At 71.8% G+C, this 17,529-nt stretch carries 11 protein-coding genes; 6 read left to right on the forward strand and 5 right to left on the reverse strand.

Annotated features, from left to right (window positions below):
• Positions 1 to 257 precede the first annotated feature (257 nt).
• On the forward strand, positions 258 to 1,337 hold the full coding sequence (hisC, locus tag AB0M92_RS28750) for a histidinol-phosphate transaminase (RefSeq protein ID WP_366105211.1): 1,080 nt from the start codon (positions 258 to 260) through the stop codon (positions 1,335 to 1,337).
• A 53-nt stretch (positions 1,338 to 1,390) separates the two neighbouring features.
• Here hisC and AB0M92_RS28755 read toward each other — a convergent pair whose 3' ends face one another.
• The gene (locus tag AB0M92_RS28755; RefSeq protein ID WP_366105212.1) at positions 1,391 to 1,759 is read right to left on the reverse strand and encodes a cyclophilin-like fold protein; all 369 of its coding nucleotides are present in this window, start codon (positions 1,757 to 1,759) and stop codon (positions 1,391 to 1,393) included.
• Between the two features lie 187 nt (positions 1,760 to 1,946).
• On the opposite strand from AB0M92_RS28755, the gene AB0M92_RS28760 reads away from it, so the two are divergent.
• From AB0M92_RS28760 to AB0M92_RS28775, 4 genes are read left to right on the forward strand one after another with little or no spacing between them, the layout of a single operon-like run.
• Positions 1,947 to 3,452 (forward strand): cytochrome ubiquinol oxidase subunit I, encoded by a 1,506-nt coding sequence (locus AB0M92_RS28760; RefSeq protein ID WP_366105213.1) that lies wholly within the window; start codon positions 1,947 to 1,949, stop codon positions 3,450 to 3,452.
• Between the two features lie 18 nt (positions 3,453 to 3,470).
• Positions 3,471 to 4,472, forward strand: a complete 1,002-nt coding sequence (gene cydB / locus AB0M92_RS28765; RefSeq protein ID WP_366105214.1) for a cytochrome d ubiquinol oxidase subunit II — start codon at positions 3,471 to 3,473, stop codon at positions 4,470 to 4,472.
• A 58-nt stretch (positions 4,473 to 4,530) separates the two neighbouring features.
• Entirely contained in the window at positions 4,531 to 8,103 is a 3,573-nt protein-coding gene (cydD, locus tag AB0M92_RS28770; RefSeq protein ID WP_366105215.1) for a thiol reductant ABC exporter subunit CydD, read from the forward strand.
• 24 nt (positions 8,104 to 8,127) lie between these two features.
• A complete protein-coding gene (locus tag AB0M92_RS28775) occupies positions 8,128 to 9,864 on the forward strand; it encodes a GAF domain-containing protein (protein ID WP_366105216.1) in 1,737 nt (578 codons plus the stop codon).
• 49 nt (positions 9,865 to 9,913) lie between these two features.
• Here the strand turns inward: AB0M92_RS28775 and AB0M92_RS28780 are convergent, their stop codons facing one another.
• Positions 9,914 to 10,798, reverse strand: coding sequence for a Cof-type HAD-IIB family hydrolase (locus tag AB0M92_RS28780; RefSeq protein WP_366105217.1), 885 nt, complete (start codon positions 10,796 to 10,798; stop codon positions 9,914 to 9,916).
• 147 nt (positions 10,799 to 10,945) lie between these two features.
• Here AB0M92_RS28780 and AB0M92_RS28785 point away from each other — a divergent pair, with 147 nt between their 5' ends.
• A complete protein-coding gene (locus tag AB0M92_RS28785; protein ID WP_366105218.1) occupies positions 10,946 to 11,851 on the forward strand; it encodes an LLM class flavin-dependent oxidoreductase in 906 nt (301 codons plus the stop codon).
• Between the two features lie 46 nt (positions 11,852 to 11,897).
• Here AB0M92_RS28785 and AB0M92_RS28790 read toward each other — a convergent pair whose 3' ends face one another.
• The 3 genes from AB0M92_RS28790 to AB0M92_RS28800 all read right to left on the reverse strand — a co-directional run bounded on the left by AB0M92_RS28790 (position 11,898) and on the right by AB0M92_RS28800 (position 17,463).
• Positions 11,898 to 14,912 carry a tetratricopeptide repeat protein gene (locus AB0M92_RS28790; protein ID WP_366105219.1) on the reverse strand — a complete coding sequence of 1,005 codons (3,015 nt, stop codon included), beginning with the start codon at positions 14,910 to 14,912 and terminating at the stop codon, positions 11,898 to 11,900.
• The gene (locus AB0M92_RS28795; protein WP_366105220.1) at positions 14,909 to 16,804 is read right to left on the reverse strand and encodes an HSP90 family protein; all 1,896 of its coding nucleotides are present in this window, start codon (positions 16,802 to 16,804) and stop codon (positions 14,909 to 14,911) included. The genes AB0M92_RS28790 and AB0M92_RS28795 overlap by 4 nt, the downstream gene beginning before the upstream one ends.
• A 119-nt stretch (positions 16,805 to 16,923) precedes the next feature.
• Entirely contained in the window at positions 16,924 to 17,463 is a 540-nt protein-coding gene (locus AB0M92_RS28800) for an RNA 2'-phosphotransferase (protein WP_366105221.1), read from the reverse strand.
• Positions 17,464 to 17,529 lie beyond the last annotated feature (66 nt).

The raw sequence follows: 17,529 nt of genomic DNA on the forward strand, positions 1-17,529 counted from the left end.
AAAGGAATTTGAGCGCTGGGAGTGAGCAGGGCGCTTGTCGACGGGTACGGGCATGCCAAAGCGGTGTGGTCTCGGGACGGTCTCAACTCACCTGTACGAGGGATGCGCGCCACGGCGCGGGCCACCGGCGTGCGCATATATGCACACGCTCCCCCGCAATCCTGGCGCCTCCCATTCTCGGGAGAGCGGAATCCTCATAAGGTGAGCAGTATTGAGTCGACGGCGACGTCGTACGGGACGGTCGAGGAGGACCTGCGGTGAGCGAGAAGAGCCCGAAGCTGCGCGCCGAGCTGGACGGCATTCCCACCTACAAGCCCGGGAAGCCCGCTGCCGCGGGCGGGCCGGTCGCGTACAAGCTGTCCTCGAACGAGAACCCGTACCCGCCTCTGTCCGGGGTGCTGGAGACCGCGGTCGCGGCGGCCGGACAGTTCAACCGCTACCCCGACATGGCCTGCACGGGCCTGGTGAACGAGCTCGCCGAGCGGTTCGGGGTGCCGGTCGAGCACATCGCCACGGGCACGGGATCCGTGGGCGTGGCCCAGTCGCTGATCCAGTCGACGGCCGGCCCGGGCGACGAGGTCATCTACGCCTGGCGCTCCTTCGAGGCCTACCCGATCATCACGCAGATCTCGGGCGCCACGTCCGTGCAGGTCCCGCTGACCGACGGGGACGTGCACGACCTGGACGCGATGTTCGACGCGATCACCGAGCGGACCCGGCTGATCTTCGTCTGCAACCCCAACAACCCCACCGGCACGGCTGTGCGCCGCGCCGAGCTGGAGCGGTTCCTGGACCGGGTGCCCTCCGACATCCTCGTGGTGCTGGACGAGGCGTACCACGAGTTCGTCCGCGACACCGAGGTGCCGGACGGCCTGGAGCTCTACCGCAGCCGCCCGAACGTCTGCGTGCTGCGTACGTTCTCCAAGGCGTACGGACTGGCCGGCCTGCGGGTGGGCTTCGCGGTGGCGCACGAGCCGGTGGCGGCGGCGCTGCGCAAGACGGCGGTGCCGTTCGGCGTCAGCCAGCTCGCCCAGGACGCGGCGGTCGCCTCGCTGCGGGCCGAGGACGAGCTGATGGGCCGGGTCGGAGCGCTGGTGGGCGAGCGCGCCCGGGTCCACAAGACGCTGCTCGGCCAGGGCTGGACGGTGCCGGACACGCAGGCGAACTTCGTGTGGATGCGGCTGGGGGAGCGCACCGCCGAGTTCGCGGCGGCCTGCGAGAAGGCCGGTGTGGTGGTCCGGCCCTTCGCGGGCGAGGGCCTGCGGGTCACGATCGGTGAGCCCGAGGCGAACGACATCTTCCTGCACACGGCCGAGGCCTTCTTCAAGGAGATGTAGCTCTCGGGCTTCAACGAGATGGAGCCCTGGGGGACCGCGCGAGCCGTGAGCGGCTACGCGAGTTCCACGCGGATCGGGTCGCCGTCGCGGACGGTGGACAGCAGGCGGGGGTCGCCCTCGAACGAGCCCAGCACGTTGCACGGGCTCGCCAGGCGGCTCTCGCCTCCCCGCGAGATGGGCGTGGGGCCGTAGGGCAGCGCGAGCGCGTCGCCCTCGGTCCAGAACGCGACCGTGCCCGGGTCGACGACCTGCCGGGCGTCGTGTTCGAGCGCCACGGAGACGCCGGTGTCGAAGTAGACCTCCTCGCCCCAGGTGTTGGCGGAGGCGGAGATCGGCAGGGCCTCTGCGAGTGCCTTGCTGGTCGGGGTCTCGTCAAGGGCTGCCGTGAGCTGGCCCGCGGGCCAGGAGATACGAATCTTCATGGGCGGCATTCAACAATCTGTTGAATGTGTTGGCTAGGGCACCCCCCCTGAAATGCGCCGGAGCTGGTACGACATAATGCTTGTGAATGTGAACGCGTTCACAAGCGTGTCCCGCTTCGTCCCGTATTGAGTAGGGCATGCCAGGCAAACCGCGGCAGTACCACGGCGCACCGAAGGAGACGACGACGTGGACGTAGCTTTGGCGCCAGAGACGTTGGCGCGATGGCAGTTCGGCATCACCACCGTCTACCACTTCCTCTTCGTCCCGCTGACGATCTCGCTCGCCGCGCTCACGGCAGGCCTTCAGACCGCGTGGGTGCGTTCGGGGAAGGAGAAGTACCTCAGGGCCACCAAGTTCTGGGGCAAGCTCTTCTTGATCAATATCGCCATGGGCGTCGTCACGGGCATCGTGCAGGAGTTCCAGTTCGGCATGAACTGGTCCGACTACTCGCGCTTCGTCGGTGACATCTTCGGGGCGCCGCTGGCCTTCGAGGCGCTCATCGCCTTCTTCTTCGAATCGACCTTCATCGGCCTGTGGATCTTCGGCTGGGACAAACTGCCGAAGAAGATCCACCTGGCCTGCATCTGGATGGTCTCCATGGGCACCGTCCTGTCCGCGTATTTCATCCTCGCGGCCAATTCCTGGATGCAGCACCCGGTCGGCTACCAGATCAACGAGGAGCGGGGCCGGGCCGAGCTCACCGACTTCTGGCTGGTCCTCACCCAGAACACCGCGCTGACCCAGTTCTTCCACACCATCACGGCGGCCTTCCTGGTCGGCGGCGCCTTCATGGTCGGCATCTCCGCCTTCCACCTGGCCCGCAAGAAGCACGTCCCCGTGATGCGGACCTCGCTGCGGCTCGGCCTGATCACCCTGATCATCGCCGGCATGGGCACCGCCATCAGCGGTGACCTGCTCGGCAAGGTGATGTTCAAGCAGCAGCCGATGAAGATGGCCGCCGCCGAGGCTCTCTGGGACGGCGAGGCGCCCGCGCCCTTCTCCGTCTTCGCCTACGGAGACGTCGAAAAGGGCCACAACAAGGTCGCGATAGAGATCCCGGGCCTGCTGTCCTTCCTGGCCAACGACGACTTCACCTCCTTCGTCCCCGGCATCAACGACGTCAACAAGGCCGAACAGGAGAAGTTCGGACCCGGCGACTACCGCCCCAACATCCCCGTCGCCTACTGGGGCTTCCGCTGGATGATCGGCTTCGGCATGGCATCGCTCGCGGTCGGCGTGCTGGGGCTCTGGCTCACCCGGAAGAAGTTCATGCTGCCCCCGGGGCTGCGCACCGGCGAGGACGAGGTCCCGCACCTGGTCCTGTTCAAAAAGGCGCTGAGCCCCCGGTTCGCCACCTGGTACTGGATCGTCGCCCTCTGGACCATGGGATTCCCGCTCATCGCCAACTCCTGGGGCTGGATCTTCACCGAGATGGGCCGCCAGCCGTGGGTGGTCTACGGAGTCCTGCGCACCCGCGACGCGGTCTCGCCCCACGTGTCCCAGGCCGAGGTGCTCACCTCGATGATCGGTTTCACGCTCCTGTACGCCGTGCTCGCGGTGATCGAGGTGAGGCTGCTCGTGAAGTACGTGAAGCTCGGCCCGCCCGAGCTGACCGAAGCCGACCTCAACCCGCCCACCAAGATCGGCGGGGACGACAAGAACCCCGACCGGCCGATGGCCTTCTCCTACTGAGGCTGAGGGGACCCCACCATGCAACTCCATGACGTCTGGTTCGTGCTCATCGCCGTCCTGTGGACCGGCTACTTCTTCCTGGAGGGCTTCGACTTCGGGGTCGGTGTCCTGACCAAGCTGCTCGCCCGCGACCGCACGGAGAAGCGGGTCCTGATCAACACGATCGGGCCCGTGTGGGACGGCAACGAGGTCTGGCTGCTCACCGCGGGCGGTGCCACCTTCGCCGCTTTCCCCGAGTGGTACGCCACCCTCTTCTCGGGCTTCTACCTGCCGCTCCTGCTCATCCTGCTCTGCCTGATCATCCGCGGTGTCGCCTTCGAGTACCGCCACAAGCGGGACGAGGAGCGCTGGCAGACCAACTGGGAACACGCCATCTTCTGGACCTCGCTGATCCCCGCGTTCCTGTGGGGCGTGGCCTTCGCGAACATCGTGCGCGGAGTGAAGATCGACGAGCACATGGAGTACGTCGGCAGCCTCTTCGACCTGCTCAACGTCTACTCCCTGCTCGGCGGCCTCGTCACCCTCACCCTCTTCACCTTCCACGGAACGGTGTTCACCTCACTCAAGACGGTCGGGGACATCCGCGAGCGTTCGCGTCGGCTGGCGACGCGACTGGGTGTGCTCACCGCCGTGCTGGCCCTCGTCTTCCTGATCTGGACGCAGGTCTCGCGCGGTGACGGCAAGAGCCTGATCGCCATGGCCGTCGCCGTGCTGGCCCTGGTCGGAGCCCTGGGCTTCAACCTGGCGGGCCGCGAGGGCTGGTCGTTCGCCCTGTCCGGGATCACCATCGCCGCCGCGGTCGCCATGCTCTTCCTGACGCTCTTCCCGAACGTGATGCCGTCCTCGCTGAACGCGGCCTGGAACCTCACGGTCACCAACGCCTCGTCCAGCCCGTACACCCTGAAGATCATGACCTGGTGCGCGGGAGTGGCCACGCCGCTCGTCCTGCTCTACCAGGGCTGGACGTACTGGGTGTTCCGCAAGCGCATCGGTACGCAGCACATCGCCGATGCGCACTGAGCCGCTGCGTACGGATTCCTGACCCTTCCGCCCGACCCTGCTCTGGGGGATGTTTCACGTGAAACCGATCGACCCGCGCCTGCTCCGGTACGCCCGCTCCACCCGCCTCTTCCTGGCGGCCGTGGTGGCCCTGGGACTTGCCGGGGCGGGGCTGGTCGTCGGTCAGGCGATGCTCATCGCCGAGATCGTGGTCGGCGCGTTCGAGCAGGGACTGGACGGGGGCGCCCTGCGGACCCCGCTGCTGTTGCTCGCAGCGGTCGCGCTGGGGCGCGGCCTGCTCTCCTGGCTCACGGAGCTTGCCGCCCACCGGGCCGGCGCGGCGGTCAAATCGCAGCTGCGGGGCCGCCTGCTGGACCGGGCCGCCGAATTGGGGCCCGGCTGGCTGAGCGGGCAGAGGACCGGGTCGCTGGTGTCCCTGGCCACCCGAGGCGTGGACGCCCTCGACGACTACTTCTCCCGCTACCTCCCCCAGCTGGGGCTGGCGGTGGTCGTACCGGTGGCGGTCCTCGCCCGGATCGTCACCGAGGACTGGGTCTCGGCGGCCATCATCGTCGTCACCCTGCCGCTCATTCCGCTGTTCATGGTGCTGATCGGCATGGCCACCCAGTCCCGGATGGACCGCCAGTGGCGGCTGCTGTCCCGGCTGTCGGGGCACTTCCTGGACGTGGTGGCCGGGCTGCCGACGCTGAAGGTCTTCGGCCGGGCCAAGGCCCAGGCCGAGTCGATCCGCAAGATCACCGACGATTACCGCCAGGCGACGGTGCGGACCCTGCGCATCGCCTTCCTTTCCTCCTTCGCCCTGGAACTGCTGGCGACGCTCTCGGTGGCGCTGGTGGCCGTGACCATCGGCATGCGGCTGGTCCACGGGGAGCTCGACCTGTACACCGGGCTGGTCATCCTGATCCTGGCGCCCGAGGCGTACCTGCCGCTGCGCCAGGTCGGGGCGCAGTACCACGCGGCCGCCGAGGGCCTGGCTGCCGCGGAGGAGATCTTCGAGGTGCTCCAGACCCCGGTCGCCGCCTCCGGCGGCGTGGCCCCGGTGCCCGCCGCGGGGCTGCGGATCGAGGTCGACGGGGTCGCGGTCCGCTACGAGGGCCGGGGCGAGGACTCGCCGGGACCCGTCTCGCTGACGGTCGGGCCCGGGGAGTGCGTCGCCCTGATCGGGCCGAGCGGGGCGGGCAAGTCCACCCTGCTCCAGGTACTGCTGGGCTTCGTCGAGCCGACCGCGGGGCGGGTGCGGGTCGGGGGCGTGGACCTCGCCTCGCTGTCGCTCGAACAGTGGCGGGAGCGGATCGCGTGGGTTCCGCAGCGGCCGCACCTGTTCGCAGGGACGATCGCCCAGAACGTACGGCTGGCCCGGCCGGACGCGTCCGCGGAGGCGGTGGCGGGGGCCCTGGAGGACGCCGGGGCCTGGGAGTTCGTCGCCGCGCTGCCGCGCGGTGTCGAGACGGAACTCGGGGAAGGCGGGGTCGGGCTGTCCGCCGGCCAGCGCCAGCGCCTGGCACTGGCGCGGGCGTTCCTCGCGGACAGGCCGGTGCTGCTGCTCGACGAGCCGACCGCCGCCCTCGACGGTGAGACCGAGGCGGCCGTCGTCGACGCCGTACGACGCCTCGCGGTGGGGCGCACCGTGTTGCTGGTCGTCCACCGTCCTGCGCTGCTGGCCGTGGCCGACCGCGTGGTCCGGGTGGGCGCGGAGGCGGCGGTGCCGAGCGCGGCGGGGCTCCTGCCGGCTCCTTCCGCCGTCCGGGCCGGGATCGTGCCCCCGGCCTCCGGCGGCCTCGGCGGGGAGCGCAGTGGGCCTTCCGGCCCCGGGGAGTGGATCCTCGGCCGCGCTTCCGAGAGGGCCGCCAAGGCAGGCGGCGCCGACGGGGGCGGTGGCGATCCGCTCCGGCGGGTACGCGCCGTGGCCAAGGCATGGCAGGGGCGGTTCCGGCTCGGGCTGCTCCTCGGGGCCCTGGCCGTCGGGTGCAGCGTCGGGCTCATGGCCGTCTCCGGATGGCTCATCTCGCGGGCCTCCGAACAGCCGCCGGTGCTCTACCTGATGGTGGCCGTCACGGCCACCCGGACCTTCGGACTCGGGAGGGCCGTCTTCCGGTACGCGGAGCGGCTGGTCTCCCACGACGCCGTACTGCGGATGCTCGCCGACCTGCGGGTGTCGGTCTTCCGCAGGCTGGAGCGCATCGCGCCCGCCGGGCTGCGCGAGCAGCGGCGCGGAGACCTGCTGGCCCGCCTGGTGGCCGATGCCGACTCCCTCCAGGACTACTGGCTGCGCTGGCTGCTGCCGGTGGGCACCGCGGTACTCGTGGGCACCGGATCGGTCGCCTTCACCGCCTGGCTGCTGCCCGGGGCAGGGGCCGCGCTCGCCGTCGGGCTGCTCGCCGCCGGGGTCGGAGTGCCGCTGGTCAGCGCAGCCTGCGCCCGGCGTGCGGAGCGGCGGCTGGCGCCCGCCCGGGGGGAACTCGCCGCCCGGGTGGCCGATCTGCTGACCGGGACCGCCGAGCTGACCGTCGCCGGGGCGCTGGCCGGGCGGAAGGACGCCACGAAGGAGAGCGACCGGACGCTGACCGCCATCTCCGCACGGGGAGCCGCCGTCACCGGGCTCGGGAGCGGGCTCACCGCCCTCGTGTGCGGGCTGACCGTGGTCCTCGCCGCGGCCCTGGCCGCCGACGCCGTGCACGGTGGACGGCTGTCCGGCGTGGCCATGGCCGTGGCCGTGCTGACCCCGCTCGCCGCGTTCGAGGCGGTCAACGGGCTTCCGCAGGCCGTCCAGTACCGGCAGCGGGTGCGCCGGAGCGCCGAGCGGATCTACGAGGTCATCGACGCTCCCGTCCCGGTCGCCGAGCCGGAGCGGCCGGCCGCGGTGCCGGCCTCCCCGTTCCCGCTGCGGCTGGCCGGACTCGCCGTGCGGCACCCCGGGCAGGAGCGGGACGCGTTGCAGGGACTGGACCTCACCCTGGAGGCGGGCCGGCGGATCGCCGTCGTCGGCTCCTCGGGTGCGGGCAAGACCTCGCTGGCCCAGGTCCTGCTGCGGTTCCTGGACCCGTGCGAAGGCACGTACACCCTGGGCGGCGCCGACGCGCGCACGCTCGACGGCGACGAGGTCCGCCGGATGGTGGGCCTGTGCGCCCAGGACGCGCACCTCTTCGACAGCTCGGTACGGGAGAACCTGCGGCTGGCCCGGACCAGGGCGAGCGAGGAGCAATTGCGGGAGGCCTTGGCGGCGGCCCGGCTGCTGGAGTGGGCCGAGGGCCTTCCGGACGGGCTGGACACGCTGGTGGGTGAGCACGGCGAGCGGATCTCCGGCGGCCAGCGCCAGCGCCTGGCCCTGGCGAGGGCGCTGCTCGCCGACTTCCCCGTCCTCGTCCTCGACGAGCCGGCCGAGCACCTGGACCTGGCCACCGCGGACGCCCTGACGGCGGATCTGCTCGCCGCCACCGAGGGGCGCACGACCGTGCTGATCACGCACCGGCTGGCCGGCCTGGAGGCGGTCGACGAAGTGCTCGTACTGGAGCGCGGAGCGGTCGTGCAGCGCGGTACGTACGCGCAGCTGGCGTCGGCCGAAGGGCCGCTGCGGAACCTGCTGGAGCGGGAGCGGGCCGCCGACGGCGCCCTGGCCGACTTTCCCCGGTAAAAGGGACTAACTAGTCTCAAGGGCATGTCAGTGCAGGAGTCGCAGGAACCGCCGGAGTCCTCACCCGGAACACCGGACCCGCTGGAGGCGGCCACCCGGGCCACCAGAAGCCTGCAGGGCCTCTCCACCGAGCTCACGGCCCGGGTGCCGCAACTGCTGGAGGCCATGCGCTCCGTCGGCACCGGACTCGAACTGCACTCCACCCTCGACCGCATCTGCGAGACGGCGGCCGAGCTCGCGGACGCCCGGTACGCGGCCATCGGCGTCGTCGACACCGAAGGCCGCGGGCTGTCGGACTTCGTCACCTTCGGCATCGACGCCGAGACGGCCCGGAAGATCGGGCACCGGCCTGACGGCAAGCGGGGCCTGCTCGGCGCGCTGATCTCCCACCCCGACACGGTGCAGCTCGCCGATCTCACGAAGGATCCGCGCTCGGCAGGGTTCCCGAAGCACCACCCGCCCATGAAGACCTTCCTCGGCGTCCCGATCCGGGTGCAGGGGGAGATCTTCGGCAATCTGTACCTCGCCGAGAAGAACGGCGGCGGCCGGTTCAACGATTACGACGTCCACATGGTCCGGGTCCTGGCCACCGAGGCGGGCATCGCCATCGGCAACGCCCGGCTGTACGAGGCCGCCACCCAGCGGGAGCGGTGGATCGACGGCTCGGTGGCCGTCACGACCGCTCTGCTGTCGGGCGGGGACGCGGACGACGCACTGTCGGTGGTGGCCGAGCAGGCCCGCCACCTGGCGGACTCCGCCGCCGGGATCGTGATGCTGCCGGCCGAGGACGGCGGCATGGAGATCGTGGCGGTCTCCGCCGAGAGCGTTGCCACCTCGCTCGGTCTGGTGATCCCGGCCGAGAGCCCGGTGGTGGCGAAGCTGCTTGAGGGTGAGCCGGTCTTCGTGGAGGACGCCGCCAGCGACCCCCGCATGATCAGCCGGCTGACCAGCCAGTACGGGCCCTGCATGATGCTGCCGCTGCACAGCGGCGGGCGGGTGCTGGGCGCGCTGGTCACCCCGCGGGCCCGCGGCAAGAGGCAGTTCAGCGAGGCCGAGCGGACCCTGGCCACCCAGTTCGCCTCCCAGGCGGCGCTCGCGCTGATGATGGCCGAGGCGCAGCGCGACCGGGAGCGGCTCGCGGTGTTCGAGGACCGCGACCGGATCGCCCGGGACCTGCACGATCTGGTCATCCAGCGGCTGTTCGCCACCGGGATGATGCTGGAGGGAGCCCAGCGGCGGTCCGTCGTTCCCGAGGTCGTCGACGGCGTCGGCAAGGCCGTGGACGAGCTGGACGTGACGATCCAGGAGATCCGCACCGCGATCTTCGCGCTGCAACAGGGACCGGCCGAGGCTCCGTCGGGACTGCGCACCCGGGTCCTGCGGGAGATCAACATGGCCGCGGTGCCGTTGGGCTTCAAGCCGGCCCACCGCTTCCTCGGCCCGGTCGACACGGTGGTCGGCGAGCTGGTGGGCAAGAACCTGATCGCGGCGCTGCGCGAGGCCCTGTCGAACGCCTTCCGGCACGCGGAGGCGTCCCGCATCGAGGTGGTCGTGGACTGCACCGGCACGCTGGCCGACGGGAGGCCCGGGGTGCGCCTGGAGGTCGCCGACGACGGGGTGGGCATTCCCGAGGGCGGCCGGCGCAGCGGGCTGCGGAACCTGCGACGGCGGGCCGAGTCGCTGGGCGGATCGAGTTCGTACGGCCCGGGCATCGGAGAGGACGGCACCGGGACCACCCTGGTGTGGGAGGCCCCGCTCTGACGCCCCGGCGTCCCCCGGGGTGCCGTCCCGCGCGTGCTGCCGTCGTCTCCTAGCGCTGGTGCGCGGCGCGTTCCGCGAGGATGCGCTCGATGACGACGGCGACGCCGTCCTCGTTGTTGGCGACGGTACGTCCGGAGGCGGCCGCGATCACGTCCGGATGGGCATTGCCCATCGCGTACGAGGTGCCGGCCCAGCGGAGCATCTCGACGTCGTTCGGCATGTCCCCGAAGGCGACGACCTCGGCGGCGGAGATGCCGCGCTCGGCGCAGCACAACTCCAGGGTGCTGGCCTTGGAGACCCCGAGCCCGCTGATTTCCAGCAGGGCGGTCGGGCTGGAGCGGGTGATCGACGCGTAGGCGCCGGCGGCCGACCGGGCGAGCGCCAGGAACTCGTCCGGGGCCAGCTCGGCGTGGTGCGCGAGCAGCTTGAGGACGGGAGCGGCGGTGTCGTCGGCCTCCTCCTCCAGCAGCTTCTCGGCCGTTGCCACGTGGGCACCCGGGTCCTGGAAGAAGGGCGGGTACAGCGGCTCGTAGTTGATGCCGGTCGTCATCTCGACCGCGAAGGAGGTGCCCGGTGCGGCGGTGCGCAGCGTCTCCACGACCGTCAGCGCCGTGGCCCGCGGCAGTGCGCGCACCTGTACGAACTCCCGCTCCGCGTGAAGATCGACCACCGCGGCCCCGTTCGCGCAGATCGCCAGGCCGTGGCCGTGGACGTGGTCGCTGACCACGTCCATCCAGCGGGCCGGGCGACCGGTCACGAAGAAGACCTCGATCCCTGCCTCCTCGGCGGCGGCGAGGGCGGCGACCGTGCGCAGCGAGACGGATTTGTCGTCGCGCAGCAGGGTGCCGTCGAGGTCGGTGGCGATGAGCCGGGGAGTGGGGGTTGGCCCGTCCGGGCGCTGGGGAGCCGAGGTCACGGATCCATCTTCACCCATGGCTCCGCGACAGCCGACCAGAGCGGCCGGGCAACCGCGCCCGATGGCGATGTTTGTCCCCCGCCCGCTGCCGGGCGGATGCCCGTGGTGAAGCGGCGACGGGCGATGTTTCACGTGAAACATGGGTAGAGCCGTAGGCTCGAACGCATGAGTCTGCGTCTGAGCACTGTGATCCTTCCGGTACGCCCGTGGCGTGAGGGCGGCCGTGACCAGTGGGTGCGAGCCGAGCGGCTCGGATTCCACACCGCTTACACCTACGACCACCTGACCTGGCGGTCCTTCCGGGACAAGCCCTGGTTTGGCGCGATCCCGACCCTGACCGCGGCGGCCGCAGCCACCGAGAAGCTGCGCCTGGGCACGCTCGTGACCTCGCCGAACTTCCGGCACCCGGTGACGCTGGCCAAGGAGCTCATGTCGCTGGACGACATCTCCGGCGGCCGTTTCACCCTCGGCATCGGCGCCGGCGGCAACGGATTCGATGCCACCGCGCTCGGTCAGGCCCCCTGGACCCCGCGCGAGCGCGCGGACCGCCTCGCGGAGTTCGTGCCGCTGCTGGACCGGCTGCTCACCGAGGCCGAGATCAGTGAATCCGGCACGTTCTACTCCGCGGCGGAGGCCCGCAACCTCCCCGGCTGTGTGCAGCGGCCGCGCCTGCCCTTCGCCGTCGCCGGGAACGGCCCGCGGGGCATGAAGCTGGCAGCCGCCCATGGCCAGGCCTGGGTGACCACCGGCGACCCGAAGCTCTTCGACGAGGGCACCCCCGAGCAGTCGGTGGAGGCCATCCGAGGCCAGCTGGCCCGGCTCGACAAGGCATGCGCCGAGATCGGCCGCGCATCCGAGCCGATGGACAAGATCCTGCTGACCGGCTTCACCCCGGACCGCAACACGATGCTGGACTCCGTCGACGCGTTCGTCGACTTCGCAGGCCGCCACCAGGAACTCGGCATCACCGAGATCGTGATCCACGCGCCGATCCCGGACTCCGAGTTCGCGGCCGACGAGAACGTCTTCGAGCAGATCGCCACCGAGGGTCTGGCCCAGCTGAACAGCTGAAGCGAACACGATGCCCCGCCGCCACCGGGCGGCGGGGGCATCGTGGTCAGGACCGCAGGCTGTCGAGGGAGGACTGGGCGCGCTCCACCAGCCCGTCCGGGACGACCCCCTCGGGCATGGCCCGGAGTTCCTCGACCAGCGCCGCGAGCCGGGTGGCCCCCGCGTCTTCGCGACCGATCTCCTGCTCCGTCCAGGCCGCGTACTGCACGCACTGGAGCCGGTCCCCCAGATGGTTCGGACCCAGTTCCGCGTACAGCTCCCCGGCGCGCGCAGTCAGCTCGATCTCCTCCAGCCTCAGCGCCTCGACGTCCACCTCGCCCCCGTCTCCGTCACCGTCGCCCTCGTCCTCGGACTGCTCGTGCGAGGTGACCCGCCAGTCGAGCACCTGTGCCAGCTGGAGCCAGGTCTGGGCGAGCTCGGCCCGCAGCGGCGAGGCCTGGGTCTCGGAGGGCTCGGCGTTCGCGGCGTGCTCTGCCAGCGCTGCCTCCAGGACCCCGGAGGCCTGCTCCATCAGCTCACGTGCACGCGCCCACGCCGCCGCCGTCGCATTGGCGTCTCCCCGCGGGGCCAACCAGGCCAGGGAGCGCAGGATCCGCACCTCGGCGATCGGGGCATCCCCCGTCACACGGAACAGCTCCAGGGACCGCTCGTACGCGGCGGTCGCCTCCTGGTCCAGGCGCGCGGCGGACAGCTGTTCCGCCGCCGCCTGCGCCAGAGCGGCCTGCGGGCGGGTGTCCTGCCAGCCCTTGGCCACCTCCGCCGCCAGCAGGTACTGCTCCGCGGCCGCCCGGGGATCGCCGAGCTGCCGCAGCAGATCGCCGAGGAACTCCCGCACGGACACGGCCTGTCCCTCGCCGTGCTCCAGGAGATCGGGCAGGGTCGACTGCAGCACCTCCGCCGCGTCGGCGTGCCTGCCCTCCCGCGCGTAAGCCCGGGCCAGCACCAGCCGGGCCTGCGCCCCGCCGTCCGCGGTCAGACCCGCCTGGTCGAACCAGTGCGCGGCGGTCAGGGCGTGCTCGGCCGCCTCAGCCGCCGCGTCGACCCGGCGCAGCAGGATGTCCGCCAGGGTGAGCCGTACGACGCCGTGCGTCTCGGGTTCCGTCACCTCCGCCGAGTGCTCCAGCGCGGAACGCGCCGCCTCCTGTGCCTCCTCGGCCCGCTCCAGCGACATCAGCACACCGGCCCGCAGCACCAGCGCATCCACCGCCTGCCACGGCAGGCCCGCCGCCACCGCGCGCGCCGCGGACGCGGCCAGGAGCGGCAGGGCCCGCTCGGGGTCACCCTGCGACAGCGCGACGCGGCCCAGCATCTCCTCGGCTTCGGCCGCCAGGTCGGGCAGCGCTTCCTCGTACGCGGTGACGAAGGCGCCGAGTTCGGCAGCCAGCTCACCGTGCCCGTGGTCCTGGCCCGGCCCGTGGAGGTGTTCGTGCTCGGGACCCTCCTCCAGCGAGCGCAGGTACGACTCCACCCGGATCGACGACAGCTCCGCCAGTGCGATCCGGCGCCCGCGCAGCGGCTCGTCCGCGTCCAGCCCCTCGGCGGCCTTCAGGGCCACCGCCAGCAGCTCCCGGATCCGTTGCGGCTCGGCTCCGGACTGCGCGGCCGCGCTCGCCAGCCGCAGCTCCGCCAGTGCCGCGCGCTCCGCCTGCCGGAGCTCCCGGTAGCGGTCGCGGACCGCCTCCAGCAGCTCCGCCGCGTCGTCGGCGCCGCCGCGCGCCGCCGTCAGCGCCCGGTGGTCGGCGACATCGGCCGCGAGCAGCGGGTCCACCTCGTCCGCCGGGCGCGCGTCCACCCGTACGCCGACCTCGGCCCAGAGCGCGTCCGCGGCCGGGTGCCGCTGCTCCCGGGCCTGCCGGGCCCGCTCCACCAGCTCCGCCAGATCGGCCGCGGGCACCGGGGTCACGGCCGCGGCCGCAGGGGCGGTCACGGCCGCCGTCGGCTGCGGCAGCGCCGAGCTGCGCACCCCCAGCGGCAGTACGTCGACCAGCGGCTCCCGCCCGATCCGGGCGAGGAAGCGGTCGGAGACCCGGGTGGTGCCGTTGCGGGCGTCGAACCGGTGGGCGATCGCGAGCGAGCTCGCGCGCAGCACCTCGTACAGCTCGGACACCGTGTGCGGGACGCCCTCGTACGGGACGGCCGGGCTCCGGCCGTGCCCCAGCTCCGTCAGCCGGCGCAGCAGTACGAGGATGCCGCCGTGGAAGGCCAGCTGGTCGTCGACGTTGACCAGCGGGTTCACGTGGGCGGCATGCTCGGCGAGGATCTCCAGACCGCGCGACTCGTTGCCGCTCAGGGCGCAGAACTCGATGTGCTTGCCGATCGAGGGCAGCAGGCTCTCGTTGCCGCGGGCCATGCGGTAGCCGCGTACGTGGTGCGAGCGGGCCTCGTCGAGGCGGCCCAGGCGCAGCAGCGGCAGCAGCGAGGTGGCGAGCAGCCGGTGGGGCTCCTCGGCGCAGGTCCGCTCGCCCGCCAGCACCGGCCGCCAGAGCTCCAGGGCCCGGGCGTCCTCCCCGCGCAGTACGGCGTACGCGCCCTGGCCGTTGAGCTCGCAGGCGTGGCAGTCGCTCATGTCGTCGCGTTCGGCCGCCAGCCAGGCCCGGTGGGCCCCCTCGGCCCGGTCGTCGTCGCCCATCGCGTCGGCGAGCCACAGCTCGGATTCGCGGACCGGCCGCTCGCTGTAGCCGGCGATCCGATAGCGGCGCTCCATCTCGTCCAGCCACCCGACGGCGGACTGGAGCGGGATCTCGGGGGAATCGCCGATGGCGGTGGCCACCCACTTGAACTGCCAGAACAGCGAGTGGGCTTCCCACCGGTCGAAGGCACCGGGGTCCTTGTCGTACTCCTGGAGCAGCCGGGCGAAGGGCACCAGCATCTTGGAGGACTCGGCGCTCCAGAGGTAGGCGTTGATCAGGTTGTCCAGAGCCGTGTGGAACAGGGGCCCGTCACCGATCGCCTCCGCCGCGCCCACGAGTACTTCGGCGTGCGCATTGCGCGCGGTGCCGTTCGGGGAGTTCCGGTTCTCGACCAGGCCCTGCTCGATCTCCTCGCGCGTCAGCATGGTCACTTCTGTCCCTCCGGGGAGTCGGTGGAGTGGGTCGCCCATTCGAGGAGGCCGAGGAAGGCCCGGTTGAGCAGCGTGGAGTCGGCGGGGCGCAGCGGCCGCTGGGACATCAGCAACGCCTGTCCGTAAAGCGATTCGACGGCCGTGCCGGTCAAGGCCTCGTCGGGAAGGGCCGAGATCCGGCGGATCAGCGGGTTGTTGTGGTTGAGCACCAGGCGGGCGCGCGGGGCGGAGCCGCGCAGCGAGCCGAGGATTCCGCTCCAGAGGGAGTCGGCGCTGTCCAGCGCCGCCGTGCGGTCGCGCTCCTGGCGGGCCTGGCGGTCGTCGAGGTAGAGCGCGGGGACGGCGACGGGCTGGAAGGCGCGCAGCACGACATCGCAGCCCTGCGCCTCCAAGCGGGTGCGCGCCGTGGACAGGAAGGGCGCGAGGGCCAGTTCGGCGGAGGTCGGGACCGGGTCGAGCCGCTCGGTGACGGCGCCGGCGTCCAGCTCCGAGACCTTGAGGTCCGGCCGGACGGTGGGCAGGAGGGCGAGCAGGTCGGCGTCGTAGGTGTATCCCGCGTTGATGACGCCGAGGCCGTGGGCCGCGGCGATCGGAGCGATCTGGCGGAACTCCTCGACGGTGCGCGTGAAGTGGATCTCGGTGTGCGCGGCCGTGAACTCCTGGAGGCTCATCGAGCCCTCGCTCGTCTCGAACGGAAGCCAGGGCAGCATCAGGCCGAGCAGCTCGGCGTCGTGCCGGGCCAGGGATTTCACACCGAGGTGGTGGACGCTCAGGAACGCCGCGAGGCGCTCCGGTTCGCTCGCGGCGAGCTCGGCGAGCCAGGCCCGGACCCGGGCGCCGAGGGCTTCCCGTACGGCGGAGAGGGTCTCGTCGTCGTACAGGTTCTCGCGGGACGCGGTGGGCCGCAGGGTGTCCGTGTCGACGACCGCGCGGACGAAGAAGGCCCAGTCCGGCAGGAGGTTGTCGGCGTGGTCCGTGAGCAGCATGCCCTTGAGGTGGACGCGGTGTCCGGCCCGGTGGGCGGGGCTGGTCGGCTCGGGGAGGACGTACGCGACTCCGCGCACCCCGGCGACGGGCAGGTCGAGGTCGATGCTGTCGAGCGGGGTGAAGCCGAAGAGCTGTGCGCAGTGGCCGGCGAGCGCGACGCGGCGCGCGGCGGGGGTGGGGAAGGGGCGGTCCCACACGGCGGGCCGGTCGGTGATGCCCCGCGGCTCACCGGCACGGTCGCCCACGCCCGCGCCCTCGCTCTCGACCGCGCCTTCGATGAAGGTGATGTCGTACGGGAGCAGGGAGCCGTAGTCGCGGGCCAGCTGCTCGACCTTGGCCGGGACGGTCCACTCCTCGGCACCCGGGCGGGCCTGGAGGATCACGGTGGTGCCGGGCTCCCGGCGCGCCTCGTCGGGCAGTTCGCGGACGGTGTACGAGCCGTCGTCCGTGGCCAGCCATTCGACGGGCGCGGCCCGGGGGTCGCGGGCGGAGCGGGTGATGACGCGGATCTGGCGGGCCACGACGAAGCATGCGAGCAGGCCGATGCCGAACTGACCGAGGAACTCCCGGCGGGTGGTCTCAAGACCGTGGTCGCCGCCGCGCTTGGAGCTGCGGCCGATGGTGGCGAGGAGGGAGTGGGCCTCGGCGGCGGTCAGACCGATGCCGCTGTCCTCGATGGTCACCCGGCCGGCGGACGCCGACAGGCGGATGCGGATCTCCGCCTCCGGGTCGAGTGCCTGGCGGGCGGTGACGGCGTCCACCGCGTTCTGCAACAGCTCGCGGACGTAGACGCGCGGGCTGGAGTAGAGGTGGTGGGAGAGCAGGTCGACCAGGCCGTGCAGATCGACTTGGAAGCTGTTGGCGGCGGGATCGGAGTGGGTGGAGGAAGAGGATGCGGACGTCATGGGGCGTCACCTCGCGTGCTCGCATGGATGGTTCGGCGATCGCGAGGTACCCCCCTCACGGACCGGAATGAGGAACAGAGTAGGGGGATGATCTGACAATCTCGTCTTGAATTCCCGCGCTAGGAGAAGCGCAGGAACTGCGGCGGTACGGCGTCCGCCAGCCACACCCCGTTGGCGCTGATCCGGAACACGTGCCCGGCCGCGCGCATCGCTCCCGCGTCCACGGCGAGCACGATCGGCCGGCCGCGCCGCGCGCCCACGCGGGTCGCCGTCTCCCGGTCGGGGGACAGGTGCACGTGGTGGCGGGCCATGGGGCGCAGGCCCTCGGCGCGGATCGCGTCCAGGGCCGCGGCGACGGTGCCGTGGTAGAGGTACGCGGGCGGTTCGGCTTCCGGTAGGTCCAGGTCCACGGGAACGGTGTGTCCCTGGCTGGCGCGGATACGGGTGCCCTCGACGGCGAACCGCTGCTTGTCGTTGGCCGCGACGACGTGGTCGAGCTCGGCGCGGCTGATGGGGAAGCGGTGGTCGGCGGCCGCGGCCAGGAGCTCGTCGATCTCCACCCAGCCCTGGGGGTCGAGCACCAGTCCGATGCGTTCCGGCTGATGCCGCAGGTGTTTCGAGACGTATTTGGACACCTTCACGGTGCGTCTGTCGTCCATGGGTCCAGCTTGCCGGGTCGGGCGGGGGTCGAGCAGGGATTTATCGGGGCTCCACCGCCCCGGGGC

Source organism: Streptomyces sp. NPDC051582, assembly GCF_040681715.1.
In the GTDB taxonomy this organism is placed as follows: Bacteria; Actinomycetota; Actinomycetes; order Streptomycetales; family Streptomycetaceae; genus Streptomyces.

Bases quoted from the DNA above. Each gene is read 5' to 3' on its own strand.
- AB0M92_RS28755 (WP_366105212.1), bottom strand. From the start codon at position 1,759: ATGAAGATTCGTATCTCCTGGCCCGCGGGCCAGCTCACGGCAGCCCTT.
- cydB (WP_366105214.1), top strand. From the start codon at position 3,471: ATGCAACTCCATGACGTCTGGTTCGTGCTCATCGCCGTCCTGTGGACC.
- AB0M92_RS28775 (WP_366105216.1), top strand. From the start codon at position 8,128: ATGTCAGTGCAGGAGTCGCAGGAACCGCCGGAGTCCTCACCCGGAACA.
- AB0M92_RS28780 (WP_366105217.1), bottom strand. From the start codon at position 10,798: ATGGGTGAAGATGGATCCGTGACCTCGGCTCCCCAGCGCCCGGACGGG.
- AB0M92_RS28785 (WP_366105218.1), top strand. From the start codon at position 10,946: ATGAGTCTGCGTCTGAGCACTGTGATCCTTCCGGTACGCCCGTGGCGT.
- AB0M92_RS28795 (WP_366105220.1), bottom strand. From the start codon at position 16,804: ATGACGTCCGCATCCTCTTCCTCCACCCACTCCGATCCCGCCGCCAAC.
- AB0M92_RS28800 (WP_366105221.1), bottom strand. From the start codon at position 17,463: ATGGACGACAGACGCACCGTGAAGGTGTCCAAATACGTCTCGAAACAC.